The sequence below is a fragment of the Bradyrhizobium sp. UFLA05-125 genome, from assembly GCF_059803515.1.
In genome coordinates this window covers 36305-51044 of record NZ_JBANBJ010000057.1, presented here as the reverse complement: position 1 = coordinate 51044, position 14740 = coordinate 36305, and the positions used below count along the sequence as shown (strand labels likewise).

The following is a 14740-nucleotide window of genomic DNA, read 5'->3' as shown; positions in this document are numbered from 1 at the left end:
ATGCGGCTGTGGTGATAGTAGCGGTGGTCGTCCCAGCGCTGGATGCGCAGCTGCTCAAGGAATTCTTTGATCATTCTTTCCCCCAAAAGGCTTCGGCTAAGGAGATATAGGGATTCGATGTAGGGCGTGTGACATCATCATTTTGTCATATGACGATGTGCGCGACGCGGTGACGCATGAACGCGTGGAGCCGCTGGCTCAGGCTGCTTTGGCGACCTGAACCTTGCGGAGGCGGACCAGCGAGAAGTGACCGAGCGGCGGAATCAGGCGGCGCTCGGCGAGCTCCATGCCATGCGCACCCGCGAGCCACTTCGCGTAGCGCGACCAGGCGAACTCGGCGGTGCGGAAGCCGAGGTGACGCACCACCGGCTGGAGCTTCTGCTCGATGAAGCGGCGCATGCCGGCATCCGCGCTGACGCGGGTCAGGATGATCAATTCGCCGCCGGGACGCAGCACGCGTGCGAACTCGTCCAGCGCAACTTCCGGGTTGGGAACGGCGGTGACGACATATTGCGCCATCACGACGTCGAAGGAGTTGTCGGGAAATTCGAGCTTCTCGGCGTCCATCACCGCGAGGCCCTCGACGTTCTTCAACTTCAGCTCCGAGACGCGGCGGCGCGCCTTGTCGAGCATGGCCTCCGAAATATCGGTGCCGAAGATGCGGACGTTCGGCGCGTACATCGGCAGCGAGATGCCGGTGCCGACGCCGACTTCGAGCACGCGGCCGCCGAGCTTGTTGGTCGCCGTGATCGCGGCCTGCCGGCCCTTGGCGAACACGCCGCCGAACACGAGGTCGTAGACCGGCGCCCACCGGTCATAGGCCTGCTCGACCGTGCCGCGGTCGAGGTCGAGCTGCTGCGAATCTTCAAACTTCATGATTTTGGCCATTAGCAAAGTCCCGTTTGGTTCAGATGTTCCAAATCAACCCCGCACCGGCCGCCGCGCCATGACGGGCGTCGGGCGCAGCGAGCGGCTGGGCTGGAGTGAGGTGAGATTTCCGACGAACTGACGCGCACTGTTTTCCCAGGAGCGTGCCAGCGCGAAGTTGCGGCAGGTCTCGCGCGACATGGTCAGCGCGCGCAGGCATGCGGCGCGCAAATCGTCATCGATCGCGCCAATCGGATGATCGGCAATGACGTCCTTCGGGCCCGTCACCGGAAACGCCGCGACCGGCGTGCCACAGGCGAGCGCCTCGAGCTGCACCACGCCAAAGGTGTCGGTAAGGCTCGGGAATACGAAGACGTCGGCGGCTGCGAGATGCGAGGTGAGATCCGCGCCCTTCTTCTCGCCGAGGAAGACGGCGTTCGGATACTTCTTCTCGAGCTGCGCCTTCTGCGGGCCATCGCCGACCACGACCTTCGTGCCGGGCAGATCGAGCGAGAGGAACGCCTCGAGATTCTTTTCCACCGCCACGCGGCCCATCGTCATGAAGATCGGCCGCGGCAGGTCGAGCTTTGCCGGACCATCGGGATGGAACAGAGTGGTGTCGACGCCGCGGGTCCAGAAGCCGAGCCGCTTGAAGCCGCGCTCGGACAGTTCCTGGCGCAGCGACGGCGTCGCCACCATCGTCATGGCGGCGGCATCGTGGAAGTGCCGCAGCACGGCGTAGCCGACGCTGTCCGGAATGCCGGTGCGGACCGAAACGTATTCCGGGAAGCGCGTGGTGTAGGAGGTGGTGAAGGCGAGCCCGCGTCGGCGGCAATAGGCCCGCGCCGCCCAGCCGATCGGGCCTTCGGTTGCGATGTGCAGTGCTTCGGGCGCAGCCGCTTCGATCCGCCGTGCGATCTCGGCCCGGCTGGGCAGCGCGATGCGCAGGCCCGGATAGGTCGGCAACGGCAGCGAAGAAAAGCCATCCGGCGTCAAGAATTCGATCTCGACGTCGAGCGCCTTGGCGGCGCTGGCGAGCGAGGTCAGCGTCCGCACCACACCGTTAACCTGCGGATGCCAGGCGTCAGTCGCGATTAATACCCGCATGGGGAAATCCCGAGAGTTTGATGATTCTCGGCTTAGGACCATCAACGAAGGATATTTCAGGCGTGTGACGTCACAGAAGTGTCGGCCCACTGTTTTGTTCGTTAACGGGTCGGCACGGCCACGAAACTGTCATGAAACAATCCTTGCCGCGACGAAACCGTTTTCGGTTTTCCGCGCAAACGTCCCGAAACTTTTCGCCATTACGAGTCTGGGCAACGGAACACCGCAAGGCGCCGCGGTGATCAAAAATCCGATCCAACAGGGGCGATCAATGTTCAATCTGGACACGTTCAAGACGTATTCGCGCGCTGTTGCGCTCAGCGCAGTTGCGATCACCGCAGTCGCGTTTGCCGGTCCGGCACATGCCGCACCCGTGCAGCTCTTCCCCTTCTTCACACCGCCGCCCGGCTTTGCTGTACCGCAGCCGCTGCAACCCTATCAGCCCTATCAGCCTGCGCCGTCCTATCAGGCCGCACCGTCGGAGGATCAGGACAGCGTCGAGATGCCCGCCCGCTTCCGCCGCCAGGTCGTCGCTTACGCAACGCGCGAGGCGCCCGGCACCATCATCATCGATACGCCCAACACCTATCTTTATTACGTGCTCGGTAACGGCCAGGCCGTGCGCTACGGCATCGGCGTCGGCCGTGACGGCTTCACCTGGTCGGGCACCCAGTCGGTGACCAAGAAGGCGGAGTGGCCGGACTGGACCCCGCCACCGGAAATGATCGCCCGCCAGCCTTATCTTCCGCGCCACATGGCCGGCGGTCCCGGCAACCCGTTAGGGGCCCGCGCCATGTATCTCGGCGGCACCGTCTACCGTATCCACGGCACGAACGCCCCCGAGACGATCGGCAAGCACGTCTCCTCCGGCTGCATCCGGCTGACCAATGAAGACGTCACCGACCTCTACTCCCGCGTCAACGTCGGCACCAAGGTCGTCGTGCTTCCGATGACCGACCGCCGCGCCGAGCTGCGGTAGCGCAACGCGGTAAACGCCGAGACAAAAACTGCAAAGCAAGCGGTCCCGGCAACCTTGGGGGCCGCTCTCGTTTGCGCCGAAGACCGCGGCTTCCAAGCGTGCGCCGTCGTAGCCCGCATGAGCGAAGCGATATGCGGGGCCAACTCCCCGGATGTCGCTTCGCTCATCCGGGCTACAGGTCACCCGCCGAGCACGCGGTCGACCATCTGGCCGGAGAGCCCGAGATAGTTCGCGGGGTCGCAGTGGCGACGGATGGCATCGACGCCGCCGAGCGCAGCCACGATCTCGGGAACGCCGGAGAGGATGCCGGCGAGATCGCCGCCGCCCTCGATCGCCTTGCGGCAGGCGTCGTAGACGACGTCATGCGCGTGTTGCCGGCCGAGCTTCGGTGCCGCGGCCATCATGACGGCTTCGGCGACGATGAGGCCGTGCGTCAGGCCGAGATTGGCGCGCATGCGGTCCTCGTGCACGACCAGACCCGCCAGCATGAACTTCGCATTGGCAAGCGAGGACGCCGTGAGCAAAAAACTCTCCGGCAGCGACACCCATTCGAGATGCCAGGGACCGGTCGCGCGCTCGAAATCGTGGATCATGCCGTCGAGCATGGTGGCGACATGCTGGCGCACCGCCTTGGCGGCGGCGAGCATCAGCTCGCTGGAGATCGGGTTGCGCTTCTGCGGCATGGTGGACGAGGCGCCGCGGCCATGCACGAACGGCTCGGAGAGTTCGCCGAACTCGGTCGCGCACATCAGCATCACGTCGGTGGCGATCTTGCCGAGCGTGCCGGTGATGAGGCCGAGCAGCGTCACCGCTTCCGCGATGCCGTCGCGCGCCACGTGCCAGGTGATCGGCGGCCGGTGCAGCCCCAGTTCTTCACAAAACAGGCGCTGCATCTCGAGGCCGCCGTCGCCGACCGAGGCGAGCGTGCCGGCCGCGCCCGAAAACTCGCCGAGCAGGATGCGCGGCCGCGCCTGGTCGACGCGCTCGATGTGCCGGTCGATCGAGGACAGCCAGATCGCGACCTTGTAGCCGAAGGTCACCGGCAGGGCCTGCTGGAGATGGGTGCGGCCGGCCATCGGCGTATCACGATGCCTGCGCGCGAGGTCGGCGAGGATCGTGCGCAACCCCTTCAGGTCGCGCGCGACGATGTCGAGCGCCGCGCGGATCTGGAGCACGTTGGCGGTGTCCATGATGTCCTGCGTGGTCGCGCCCCAATGGACGTAGCGGCCGGCCTCGCCGGCGGCCTCGGAGAGCTGATGGACCAGCGGCAGGATCGGATAGCCCACGATCTCGGTCTCGTGCCGGAGCTTGTCGAAATCGAGCTTGATGTTGCGCGAGGCGGCGTCGATCGCGGCCGCGGCGTCCTTCGGCACCACGCCGGCGCGAGCCTGGGCACGGGCGAGCGCCGCCTCGGTTTCCAGGTAGCGGCCGACCAGCGCGTCATCTGAAAACACTGCGCGCATCTCGGCGGTGCCAAACATGTCGCGGAACAGCGCGGAATCGAAGACGGTGCTCGCCATGAGTTTCCTTCATTGTATTCGTGCATGGACTTATACATTCAACATAGTGGCATCCAGCGAAACGAGTGACAATCAAGGGTTGTCCAGGTGCAATCCGTGTGGTCAGTTTGTCCGACGAGGAGCATCAGGATGAAAAAGACTGTTCTTGGATATCGCGATCGCGCCTCCGAGCTTCAGGGCATTCTCGTTGCCGATGAAGCCGCCAGCCTCCGCCCCGGCGTGGTGCTGTTCCCCGACGCGCGCGGCATCGGCACGCATGCGATCGCCCGCGCGGAGCAACTGGCCGCGCTTGGCTTTGTCGTGCTCGTGGCCGATCTCTACGGCAACGGCAAGACGGCCCCTGACGTGCCGCAGGCGATCGAGCTGATGAATGCCTTGCGCGCGGACACTGCGCGCTGGCGCGAGCGGGCGGAGGCGGCGCGCCTGGCCCTTGCCGGGCATGACATGGTCGATGCCACCAGGCTCGCCGCGATCGGCTATTGCTTCGGCGGCAGCACGGCGTTGGAGCTGGCGCGGACCGGTGCGGACCTTGCGGCCGTCGTGAGCTTTCATGGCGGCTTCCCGAACGAGCGGCCGGAGGATGCCGCGAACATCAAGGCGAGAGTCCTGGTGTGTCACGGTGCCGCCGACACGCTGGTTTCGCTGACGCAGCTTGCGGATTTCGCGCGCGAGATGCGCGCGACCAGCGTCGACTGGCAGGCCCATGTCTATGGCGGTGCGGCGCATGGCTTCACCAACCCCGAGCTCATTGGCGAAAGCGTACCGAACCACGCCTATCATGCCGACGCGGATCGTCGCTCCTGGGCCGCGATGCTCAGCCTGTTCGAGGACGTCTTTGCAACGGCCATGCGTTGAATTGGAGACGAAGCAGGACATGCCTTCAGCTGACCACAACACTGCCGCCGTCAGACTGCTCACGCCAGCCGATGCGGCGAGTTATCGACAGATCAGGCTGGAGGCGCTCGAGGCCCATCCGGGGGCCTACGCCAGCGTGTTTGTGCGCGAGAACGAGATGGCGCTTTCCTGGTTCGAGGAGCGCCTCGTGGCCTCTGACGTTTTTGGCGCCTTCATCGAACAGGAGTTGTGCGGCGTCGCCGGCTTTCGCCGGCAGGAGGGGACAAAGACCGGGCACAAGGCAATGCTCTGGGGCATGTATGTGCGGCCAGCGGCGCGCCGCTTCGGTGTGGGACGTCGTCTCGTCGACGCCGTCGTGGCGCATGCGGCGCAACGAGTCGAACAGCTTCAGTTGTCAGTCGTCAGCGACAACGAACCCGCCTTGCGTCTCTATTTCAGCGCCGGGTTCATCGAATACGGTCGCGAACCGAAGGCGCTCAAGCAGGACGGCCAATATTTCGATGAGATCCTGATGAAGCTGTTCCTGGACGGGAGCAGCGGATGAATGAACCGCAACTAACCGCACCAGCAACGGGCCGCATCCCGCCGTACTCAAGCTCCATGCCCGGTCAATCAAAAAAATTGCCCGGCGTTACCCCGGTTTTCTCGCATCGAACTGCACTCGCGCTGCCTCTATCGTCCTGCGATTTCGCCTGGCCCAGGCGGCAACCGTCTTCAGCGGCTCGATCAGGGAACGCCCGAGCCTTGTCAGCTCATATTCGACCTTCGGCGGAATCGTTGCATGGGCCGTGCGCTTGACCAGCCCATCGCGTTCGAGGCCGCGGAGCGTCAACGTCAACATCCGATGCGATATGCCGTCGATGAGGCGCATCGTCGCGTTGAAGCGCATTGGCCCCTTCGACAATACACCGACGACCATCACCGTCCACTTGTCGCCGACGCGATCCAGAACCTGCAAGACCGCGCGACAATCATCGTGGTCTTCCCAGCCCGGCTCGACCCATTCGGCTTTCTTCGCTGACGCTTTCATCTCATCTCACTGACCGCGAACAAAGATGATCGCGAACGCACCAAATTGTGCGTTCTTGCGAAGCTAATCGATATCGAACATATCGTCACAAACATAATGTGCGTAACGATAGGAAAGGTATCGCAATGAAGATCGGAATCAGCGGCGCTAGCGGACAGCTCGGAAGGTCCGTCCTGGCAGAACTGCTGGCAAGGGACCCGCACCACGAGCTCGTGGGCATCTCGCGTACCCCGGAGACTGTACAGCCTCCCGCGGCAGGGCGGCTCGGCGACTACGATCGGCCGGAAACGCTCATCAAAGCCTATGAAGGGATCGAGCGACTGCTCATCATCCCAAGCGCCGACGTCCGCCCGGGCCTGCGCGATCGTCATTTCATTACGGCCATCGACACTGCGGTGGGCGCCGGAGTCAAGCATATCGTGTTGATGTCCTCGGCCGCCACCCGCGAGGCGCCTGCACGCGAGATGTACGCTGCCTATTGGGCGGGTGAGCAGCACTTGATGAGGACGGCGCCGCGCTGGACCATTCTGCGGATGAACTATTACGCCGAGTCGTTTGCGCAGGTGGCAGCGATGGCGCTCGGATCGGGGGGCCTGCCAGGCCTCGGCGAGAACCGCGTCGCCTTCGTGTCCCGGGAGGACGTCGCGGCCGCAGCAGCAGGCGCGCTGCTTGGTGAGGGTCACGCCGGAGCCATTTACAGTACGACGGGTCGCGCGGCACTGACCGGCGCGGAACGCGCCGCCCTTATATCTGAAATCACGGGAACGCCCTTACGCTTCCTGGTGCTGGACGAAGCGCAACTTCGCGGCGGGCTTTTGCAGGCAGGTATCCCCCCGGAGTACATTGACGCCATGGTCGATATCGAAAGGCGGTTCGCGGCGGGCGACTTCAATATCGTGACCGGCGACGTGGAACGTCTGTCAGGCCGCGAACCGCGGTTGTTGCACGAGGTCCTTACCGCCACCCTCCGATAGCGGACCGCACCAAACAGGCTACCTGATCACCTCCCAGAAGATCACGACCTCCGCCACGAATGCGAGCGTGAACAGGATGGTTCGCACATAGGGAACGCCGACCAGGTAGACGACGGCGTGGGCAAGCCGCAGATAGAAGAAGCTTGCGGCACAGAACGCAGTCGTCGCATTGGCCTGGCCCGCAAGTTGCGCGACGATGACCAATGTTGCAAACGGCGCGAACACCTCGATCGCATTCAGGTGGGCGCGGTTGGCACGCTGGCCCCATGCGGGCACCGGCCGCGGCAGGGCGGGGTCGGCATAGTTCTTCGGCTCGAGCGGGCCGTTGGTCCTGACCTGGCAGACGATATAAGGAATCCACAAGGCGGCGGTCAGCATCGCCGTCAGCACGAGATATTTGAGGTCGGTCGTCATCTGCGCCTCCTGGAAGGATGCCGCCGGCCGCGCGATGTGGCCGGTCGGCCCTATCCAGACGTACGGGCCGGCGCCGGTTCGACAGCGCCGGGCGGTTTTCTTGATCACTCGATCGTGCGCAACAGTGAGGTCGATCCCGCCGCCGCGGTGCATCTCCGCCCGGTTTCGGCCACTCTGGCGCCGCGTTCCCCCGCCCTGTAGACTCGCAAGCCGGGGCCGGTTTGGGGGATTGATGGGTCTGACGTTGAACTTGAAGACTATTCTGGTCGCGATCGCGGTGATCGCGGTGTCGTTTTTCGCGAGCCTGAAGGCCATGGACTGGCTGTCGCCGCGCGGCGCAGGAACAGCGCCCGCGGTCACGCAGTTGCCGCCGCTGCCACCGGTTTCGAAGAGCTCGATCGTGGTGGCGCCGGTTGCGATCTCGCTGTCGGCGATCCGCGAGGCTGCCGACAAGAGCGCGGCGCGCAATTTCACCGGCAAGGCCGACAATCCGGTCTCGCAGATCCTGCAGGACGCCGATATCGGCTGGACGGCTTCGCGCGGGCCGATTGCCGCGAGCGGCGACAAGGACGTGCTGACGCTGTCGACGCCGATCAGCGGCAAGCTCAACGTCACGGGATCGCTGTCCTCGAAAGCGACCGGCGCGCTCGGCGAGGCGCTCGGCAGCGTGCTCGGCAACAACGCCGCCAAGCAGATTGGCGCCGTCAACATCAAGAACCTGAATGCCAGCGCCGAGATCAAGGGCAACGTGGTCATCACCTCGCGCCCGAAACTTGCCACCAACTGGCACCTCGAGCCGAATCTCGGGGCGCAGGTCAATCTCGGCGACACCAACCTCTCGGTCGCCGGCGCCAAGGTCAACGTGCCGGCGCAGGTCAAGCCGCTGATCGACAAAACCGTTGGCGATCAGCTCAACGTGGTCGCCGAACGTATCCGCAACGATCCGAGCCTGCGCGAGAATGCGAAAGCGCAGTGGATCAAGGCCTGCCGCTCGATGCCGCTGGGCTCGGGATCCTCGGCCGCACTGCCGCCGCTGTGGCTGGAGATGAAGCCGATCCGTGCGATCGCGGCGCAGCCGCGCGTCGATGCGCAGGCCGTGACACTCCTGCTTGGCATCGAGGCCGAGACCCGCGTCACCACGACCCAGACCAAGCCCGAGTGCCCCTTCCCCGAAAAGATCTCGATCGTGCCGCCGACCGGCACCGGCGTGAACATCGGCGTGCCGATCGACGTGCCCTTCACCGAGATCAACAAGCTCATCGCTGCTCAGATGGTCGGCCATACCTATCCGGAAGACGGCTCGGGTCCGGTCGACGTGACCGTGAAGAGCGTCAACGTGGTTCCCTCGGGCGACCGGCTGCTGATCTCGCTTCTGGTGCGCGCCAAGGAGAAGAAGAGTTGGTTCGGCCTCGGTGCCGAGGCAACCGTGCACATCTGGGGGCGGCCGATGCTCGACCAGGCGCAGCAGACGCTGCGGCTCGCTGACATCCAGCTCGCGGTGGAGTCCGAGGCCGCATTCGGGCTCCTTGGCGCCGCGGCGCGCGCCGTGGTGCCGCATTTGCAGCAGGCGCTGGTGCAGAAGGCGACGCTCGACCTCAAGCCGATCGCCGCCAACGCACGCGACAAGATCGCGGCCGCGATCGCCGACTATCAGAAGACCGAGGACGGCCTGCGCGTCGAGGCGAATATCGACAGCCTGACGCTCGCCGACATCGCGTTCGATTCCAAGACGCTCCGCATCATCGCGGAAGCCGGCGGCTCGCTGAACGTGTATGTGACGAAGCTATCGGGGATGTGAGAAGTTCGTCTCGAAGCTTCTCACATGTGCAACTGCAGTAGCCCGGATGGAGCGCAGCGCAATCCGGGACCACCGGTCCCGCATTCCGCTACGCTGCATGCGGGCTACTAATCCAGGCGCTGCTCCTCTTTCCGTTCCTACGGGGAGAGGCGAAGGAACAGCGCCCGCCCCTTCCCTTTTTGCATTCCGCCATGACCGGGATCGCTTAGCTGCGGCCACCGATTGCCGCTAGAACCATTCCCGTAACGATACCCAAACAACGACACAGGGAGAGAACAAACCATGCATAAACTGTTTGCCGCCGTCGCGGCGGGTCTTGCTGTTGCGGCCAGCGGCAGCGCGGCGCAGGCGCAGATTTCCGACGACGTCGTCAAGATCGGCGTGCTCACGGACATGTCGAGCCTCTACGCCGACGCCACCGGCAAGGGCTCGCTCGCCGCGGTGCAGATGGCGGTAGCCGATTATGGTGGCAAGGTCGCCGGCAAGCCGGTCGAGGTGGTCGCTGCCGACCATCAGAACAAGCCCGACGTCGGCGTCAACATCGCGCGGAACTGGTACGACAACGAGAAGGTCGACGCGATCTTCGATGTGCCGACCTCGTCGGTGGCGCTGCCGATCTCGGCGCTGACGCGCGAGAAGAACAAGATCAACATCAATTCCGGCGGCGGCTCGTCCGACATCACGGGCGCTCAATGCTCGCCCAACACGGTGCACTGGACCTACGACACTTATGCGCTGTCGAACGTCGCAGGCAAGGCGATGGTGAAGCGCGGCGAGGACACCTGGTACTTCGTCACCGCCGACTACGCCTTCGGCCAGGCGCTGGAGCGCGACGCCGCTAACGTCGTGAAGGAGAGCGGCGGCAAGGTGCTCGGCGACGTCCGCCATCCGCTCAACTCCTCCGACTTCTCATCCTTCCTGCTCCAGGCACAGGCCTCCAAGGCCAAGGTCGTGGCGCTGGCGAATGCCGGCGGCGATACCACCAACGCGCTGAAGCAGGCGTCCGAGTTCGGCCTCACGCAAGGCGGGCAGAAGATGATCGCGCTGCTCCAGGAGATCACCGACACGCATTCGCTCGGCATCAAGGCGACGCAGGGCCTGATCGTCACCGATGCTTTCTATTGGGACATGAACGACGAGACGCGCGCCTTCTCAAAGCGCTTCAACGACAAGGTCGGACACATGCCGACCATGATCCAGGCCGGGCTCTATTCGGCGACCATGCACTATCTGAAGGCGATCGAGGCCATCAAGACCGACGAGGCGCCGAAGGTGATGGAGCAGATGCGCGCCACCCCGATCAACGACTTCTTCGCCAAGAATGGCAAGATCCGCATCGACGGCCGCATGGTGCACGACATGTATCTGTTCGAGGTCAAGAAGCCCGAGGAGTCCAAGGGCGAGTGGGACCTCTACAAGCTGATCGCCACCGTGCCCGGCGACGAGGCATTCCGTCCGCTCGACAAGGGTGGTTGCCCGCTGGTGGGGCATTGAGCTTTCACAAGCTCCGCAATGAAGAAGACACGACAACGCGCCCGGACCAGCCGGGCGCGTTGCGTTTGAACGTCAATTGAACCGCATTACTCGGAGTACTTGAACTCCGGCATCTTCTTCAGATCGTCCTTGGTTGCGTTGAACACGGCGTGGTCCGGATACCACTTCGACGAAGACGAGGTCGAAGACTTGCTGGTGCTCGGCGCGGCGCCCGTGGTCGTGCTCGATGGCGGGCTGCCAGGCGGCTTGGTGTTGCTGGCCGTGCCGCTATAGGAGACCGGCTCGGTCGAGAATTTCACCTTGTCGAACGGCACAGCGACGAGGTGCTCGCCCATGCCGAGGAAGCCGCCGACGCCCAGCACGACGAGCTTGATGTTGCCGCTCTTGTCCATCAACAGATCATTGACCGAACCGACGCTCTCGTTGGCGTCGTTGTAGACCTTCAGGCCCACCACTTTCGACGCGCGCCAGTCACCCGATGCCGACGACGTCGTCGTGGTTGCCGCGTTCGATGCCTTGTCAGTGGTCGTCGGATTCTGGGCAAACGCGACAGTTACAAGCAACGCGGAACCGGCAAGGCCGGCCGCGATCGATTTCATCAACATGGTGTCCTCTCCTTCATCGAAAACTCGTGCGGAGAGAACCTCGCATGTCGGGCGGCAGTTCCAAACCTGCGGCAATTTCGTTGCACGCTTCGCGCGCGTTGCATCGCGACGCAAGTTCCGCAACGAAGAGATTTTGAATCGAACGCGAAGGCCGCGCACAGTTCCCCGCCGACTCGTCACGCGTCCTGGGAGACGCGCGAGAGACGACGGGGACTGCGCCGACCTGGCGTCGCGGTCAGGTCTTGTAGTCGATGAGCAATGCGGAGATCTGCGAGCTGCTCGACGAGCTGTTCGCATTTCCGGAAGCGCCGTAGGACGAGGTCGACGACGACATCGATTGCTGGAGCGCCTGGAGGAATTGCTGGAGGATCTCGGCGGTGGTGCTGTCGCTCGAGCTGCTGCTGGTCGAGTCCGTCGAGGAGCTGGACGAGGTGGAGGAGCTGTCGTCCGACGGTGGCGGGCCGGGCGGCGGTCCGCCTGCGCCTCCCGGGCCACCGGCGCCGCCCGGGCCGTTGGCGAAGGTGGACTGGAACACGCCCTTCAGCTCGGTGGCCTGGTCGGAGGTCAGCGTGCCGTTCGAGACCTCATTGGCGATGAGGTCGTCGATCTTCGACTTCATGTCCTCCGGCGAGGATGTGGTGCCGCTGGACGAATCGCTCGAGCGGCTCTGCTGGATCGCCGAATCGATGTCGGTGAGCGCGGTCGACAGGGCGGATTGATCCGACGACGAGATCGTGCCGGCCGAGACCTCCGACTGCAATTCCTGCTGCAACCGCTGCAGCGGCGACTGATAGGTGCCGGCGGAGGCCGCCGAGATCGAAGTCATGATGGCTCCGTGGGTTTTGCGGGGTTCCTTAACTTACGGCGCCACGGTATGGTTAACGGGCTTAACGAGACCTTGCCGTCACCCTTTCAGGACGTTACCGGACGTTGCGGAAAGCGCCTTCAGAAACATCCGGAAACAAAAAACTTCGCCCTTCAAACCGAATCTCCGACAAACAGAGCACATGGCTATTCCTTCGCCCAACATCCTGGTCGTCGAGGACGACCGCGAAACTCGGACGTTGATTGCGAAATACCTGCGCAACAACGCCTGCAACGTCACCGCCGTCAGCGACGGCCGCGAGATGACGCGCGCGATGGCCGACCATCGCGTCGACCTGATCATCCTCGACGTCATGCTGCCCGGCGAGGACGGCTTGAGCCTCTGCCGCAAGGTGCGCTCTGAGGCGCAGACGCCGATCATCATGCTGACCGCGCGCGGCGAGGACGTCGATCGCATCGTCGGGCTCGAGATGGGCGCGGACGACTACCTGCCGAAACCGTTCAATCCGCGCGAGCTCCTGGCGCGGATCAACGCGGTGCTGCGCCGGCAGGCCGCGGCGCAGGCCGCCAGCTCGATCGAAGGCGCGAGCACGCTGGCCTTCGAGGGCTGGCGCATCGACCTGCGACTGCGCGAGCTGCGCAACCCCGACGGGGCGCGCGTCGCGATGACGAGCGCGGAGTTCGACCTGCTGCGCACCTTCTGCGAGCGACCCGGCCGCGTGCTGTCGCGCGACAGTCTGCTGGATCTCACGCAGGGCCGCGCCACCGGCTCGTTCGAGCGCTCCATCGACGTGCTGGTCAGCCGCATCCGCCGCAAGATCGAACCCAACCCGCAGGATCCCACCATCATCAAGACGGTGCGCTCGGGCGGCTATCTGTTCACGCCGAGGACGGAAGCGGTTACGGCGCCCCTGAACAGCTGACCTCAAGCGGCCCGCCATGAATCTGTTCGGGTTCTTCCATCTCAGGAGCATCGGCGGACAGATCGCCGCCCTCGTCGTGGCGTCGATCATCGCGCTTCACCTGATCCTCACCGCCAGCTTCCTGATCAGCAGGCCGGACCGCGCCGAGATGCCGCCGGACAGCTCGCATCAACTGGCCAATGCCGCGCTGCTGCTCGGCAGCTCCGGCGCGAGCGAGCGGCCGCGGCTCATCGCCGACATCGCCCGCGCGTTCCCCTCACTCGACATCGTCGAGCTCGCGCCAGGCACGGCCACTGCGATCGAGGACACCGAAGGCCAGCACCTGCACGGCATCCGCCGACACCTCGGTCACGGCTACAAGGTGATGGCGCTGTCGCCCGACGGCGACGAGCACCGGGTCGGCATCCAGTTGCCCGACGGCACGATGATTGCCGGCCGCGTCGAGCCGGGACCGCGGCCGCCGCGGTTCTGGGGCGGGCCGTGGATGATGACGCTGCTGTTCGCGCTGATCAGCGTCACCATGCTGGGCCTGTGGGCCGCACATGCGCTGGCCCGCCCGCTGTCATCGTTCGCGCGCGCCGCCGAAGGCTTCAGCCTCGACGGCACTGCCGAGCCCTTGCCGGAGCGCGGGCCTGAAGAGATCCGTTCCGTCGCTCGCGCGCTCAATCGCATGCAGGAGCGGATCGCGGGGCTGATGGCCGACCGCACCAGGATGCTGGCGGCGATCAGCCATGACCTGCGCACACCGATCACGCGGCTGCGCCTGCGCGCGGAGTTCATCGAGGACGAGACGCATCGCAAGCGCATGCTGATCGACCTCGACCAGATGCGGTCGATGCTGGAATCGGTGCTCTCACTCCTGCGTAACGACCGCAGGATGGAAGCGGTGACGCTGGTCGACATCGCAAGCACGCTGCAACTGATCGCCGACCAGTTCGCCGACATGGGCTACACCGTGCATTACGATGGTCCCGCCCAGGCGACCGCCGCGGCGCGTCCCGACGATCTGCATCGCGGCATCACCAACCTCGTCGAGAACGCGGTGCGCTTCGGCGCCGAGGTGACGATCCGCCTCGACGTCGCCGGCACCAGGCTCACCATCGACGTCGAAGACGACGGTCCCGGCATTTCCGACGAGCGCAAGCAGGAGATGCTGGAGCCATTCGTGCGCGGCGACGACGCGCGCAACATGGACGACACCACCGGCTTCGGGCTCGGCCTTTCCATCGCACGCGCGATCGCGATCGCCCATGGCGGCGAGTTGTCGCTGCACGATCGCCAGCCGAACGGCCTGATCGTGCGCATGCAGCTGCCGATCTGGCAACCGAACCGCCTGGCGGCGTAATGCG

At 64.7% G+C, this 14740-nt stretch carries 14 protein-coding genes and 1 pseudogene; 8 read left to right on the top strand and 7 right to left on the bottom strand.

Features of this window, described 5'->3' with window-relative positions; all coding sequences use genetic code 11:
- Positions 1-198: 198 nt before the first annotated feature.
- Entirely contained in the window at positions 199-888 is a 690-nt protein-coding gene (locus tag SO156_RS33890) for a class I SAM-dependent methyltransferase (protein WP_458147401.1), read from the bottom strand.
- A 33-nt stretch (positions 889-921) separates the two neighbouring features.
- A complete protein-coding gene (locus SO156_RS33885) occupies positions 922-1974 on the bottom strand; it encodes a glycosyltransferase family 4 protein (protein ID WP_458147402.1) in 1053 nt (350 codons plus the stop codon).
- A gap of 271 nt (positions 1975-2245) precedes the next feature.
- Here SO156_RS33885 and SO156_RS33880 point away from each other — a divergent pair.
- Positions 2246-2966: pseudogene (locus tag SO156_RS33880) on the top strand (L,D-transpeptidase).
- 166 nt (positions 2967-3132) lie between these two features.
- Here SO156_RS33880 and pcaB read toward each other — a convergent pair.
- Complete coding sequence (gene pcaB / locus SO156_RS33875; RefSeq protein WP_498537805.1) at positions 3133-4473, bottom strand: 3-carboxy-cis,cis-muconate cycloisomerase; 1341 nt, start codon at positions 4471-4473, stop codon at positions 3133-3135.
- Positions 4474-4602: 129 nt separating this feature from the next.
- Between pcaB and SO156_RS33870 the strand changes: the two genes are divergently transcribed.
- A complete protein-coding gene (locus SO156_RS33870) occupies positions 4603-5328 on the top strand; it encodes a dienelactone hydrolase family protein (protein WP_498537804.1) in 726 nt (241 codons plus the stop codon).
- A gap of 19 nt (positions 5329-5347) precedes the next feature.
- Complete coding sequence (locus SO156_RS33865; RefSeq protein ID WP_498537803.1) at positions 5348-5872, top strand: GNAT family N-acetyltransferase; 525 nt, start codon at positions 5348-5350, stop codon at positions 5870-5872.
- Between the two features lie 87 nt (positions 5873-5959).
- On the opposite strand, the gene SO156_RS33860 is transcribed toward SO156_RS33865, so the two are convergent.
- The gene (locus tag SO156_RS33860; RefSeq protein WP_498537802.1) at positions 5960-6358 is read right to left on the bottom strand and encodes a winged helix-turn-helix transcriptional regulator; all 399 of its coding nucleotides are present in this window, start codon (positions 6356-6358) and stop codon (positions 5960-5962) included.
- A gap of 125 nt (positions 6359-6483) precedes the next feature.
- On the opposite strand from SO156_RS33860, the gene SO156_RS33855 reads away from it, so the two are divergent.
- On the top strand, positions 6484-7332 hold the full coding sequence (locus SO156_RS33855) for an NAD(P)H-binding protein (protein ID WP_498537801.1): 849 nt from the start codon (positions 6484-6486) through the stop codon (positions 7330-7332).
- 18 nt (positions 7333-7350) lie between these two features.
- Here the strand turns inward: SO156_RS33855 and SO156_RS33850 are convergent, their stop codons facing one another.
- Entirely contained in the window at positions 7351-7746 is a 396-nt protein-coding gene (locus SO156_RS33850) for an MAPEG family protein (RefSeq protein ID WP_498537800.1), read from the bottom strand.
- A gap of 232 nt (positions 7747-7978) precedes the next feature.
- Here SO156_RS33850 and SO156_RS33845 point away from each other — a divergent pair, with 232 nt between their 5' ends.
- Positions 7979-9544 (top strand): DUF4403 family protein, encoded by a 1566-nt coding sequence (locus SO156_RS33845; RefSeq protein WP_498537799.1) that lies wholly within the window; start codon positions 7979-7981, stop codon positions 9542-9544.
- Positions 9545-9826: 282 nt separating this feature from the next.
- Positions 9827-11038 (top strand): ABC transporter substrate-binding protein, encoded by a 1212-nt coding sequence (locus tag SO156_RS33840; protein WP_458147410.1) that lies wholly within the window; start codon positions 9827-9829, stop codon positions 11036-11038.
- A gap of 86 nt (positions 11039-11124) precedes the next feature.
- On the opposite strand, the gene SO156_RS33835 is transcribed toward SO156_RS33840, so the two are convergent.
- Positions 11125-11643 (bottom strand): PRC-barrel domain-containing protein, encoded by a 519-nt coding sequence (locus tag SO156_RS33835; protein ID WP_458147411.1) that lies wholly within the window; start codon positions 11641-11643, stop codon positions 11125-11127.
- 235 nt (positions 11644-11878) lie between these two features.
- A complete protein-coding gene (locus SO156_RS33830; protein ID WP_498537798.1) occupies positions 11879-12469 on the bottom strand; it encodes a hypothetical protein in 591 nt (196 codons plus the stop codon).
- Between the two features lie 181 nt (positions 12470-12650).
- Between SO156_RS33830 and SO156_RS33825 the strand changes: the two genes are divergently transcribed.
- On the top strand, positions 12651-13391 hold the full coding sequence (locus tag SO156_RS33825; RefSeq protein ID WP_458147413.1) for a response regulator: 741 nt from the start codon (positions 12651-12653) through the stop codon (positions 13389-13391).
- Positions 13392-13407: 16 nt separating this feature from the next.
- Positions 13408-14736 (top strand): ATP-binding protein, encoded by a 1329-nt coding sequence (locus SO156_RS33820; RefSeq protein ID WP_458147414.1) that lies wholly within the window; start codon positions 13408-13410, stop codon positions 14734-14736.
- Positions 14737-14740 lie beyond the last annotated feature (4 nt).

Excerpts from the sequence above, each read along its gene's own strand:
- SO156_RS33825 (WP_458147413.1), top strand. The coding sequence starts at position 12,651 with ATGGCTATTCCTTCGCCCAACATCCTGGTCGTCGAGGACGACCGCGAA.
- SO156_RS33885 (WP_458147402.1), bottom strand. The coding sequence starts at position 1,974 with ATGCGGGTATTAATCGCGACTGACGCCTGGCATCCGCAGGTTAACGGT.
- SO156_RS33890 (WP_458147401.1), bottom strand. The coding sequence starts at position 888 with ATGGCCAAAATCATGAAGTTTGAAGATTCGCAGCAGCTCGACCTCGAC.
- SO156_RS33865 (WP_498537803.1), top strand. The coding sequence starts at position 5,348 with ATGCCTTCAGCTGACCACAACACTGCCGCCGTCAGACTGCTCACGCCA.
- SO156_RS33835 (WP_458147411.1), bottom strand. The coding sequence starts at position 11,643 with ATGTTGATGAAATCGATCGCGGCCGGCCTTGCCGGTTCCGCGTTGCTT.
- pcaB (WP_498537805.1), bottom strand. The coding sequence starts at position 4,473 with ATGGCGAGCACCGTCTTCGATTCCGCGCTGTTCCGCGACATGTTTGGC.
- SO156_RS33830 (WP_498537798.1), bottom strand. The coding sequence starts at position 12,469 with ATGACTTCGATCTCGGCGGCCTCCGCCGGCACCTATCAGTCGCCGCTG.
- SO156_RS33855 (WP_498537801.1), top strand. The coding sequence starts at position 6,484 with ATGAAGATCGGAATCAGCGGCGCTAGCGGACAGCTCGGAAGGTCCGTC.
- SO156_RS33820 (WP_458147414.1), top strand. The coding sequence starts at position 13,408 with ATGAATCTGTTCGGGTTCTTCCATCTCAGGAGCATCGGCGGACAGATC.
- SO156_RS33870 (WP_498537804.1), top strand. The coding sequence starts at position 4,603 with ATGAAAAAGACTGTTCTTGGATATCGCGATCGCGCCTCCGAGCTTCAG.
- SO156_RS33845 (WP_498537799.1), top strand. The coding sequence starts at position 7,979 with ATGGGTCTGACGTTGAACTTGAAGACTATTCTGGTCGCGATCGCGGTG.
- SO156_RS33840 (WP_458147410.1), top strand. The coding sequence starts at position 9,827 with ATGCATAAACTGTTTGCCGCCGTCGCGGCGGGTCTTGCTGTTGCGGCC.
- SO156_RS33850 (WP_498537800.1), bottom strand. The coding sequence starts at position 7,746 with ATGACGACCGACCTCAAATATCTCGTGCTGACGGCGATGCTGACCGCC.
- SO156_RS33860 (WP_498537802.1), bottom strand. The coding sequence starts at position 6,358 with ATGAAAGCGTCAGCGAAGAAAGCCGAATGGGTCGAGCCGGGCTGGGAA.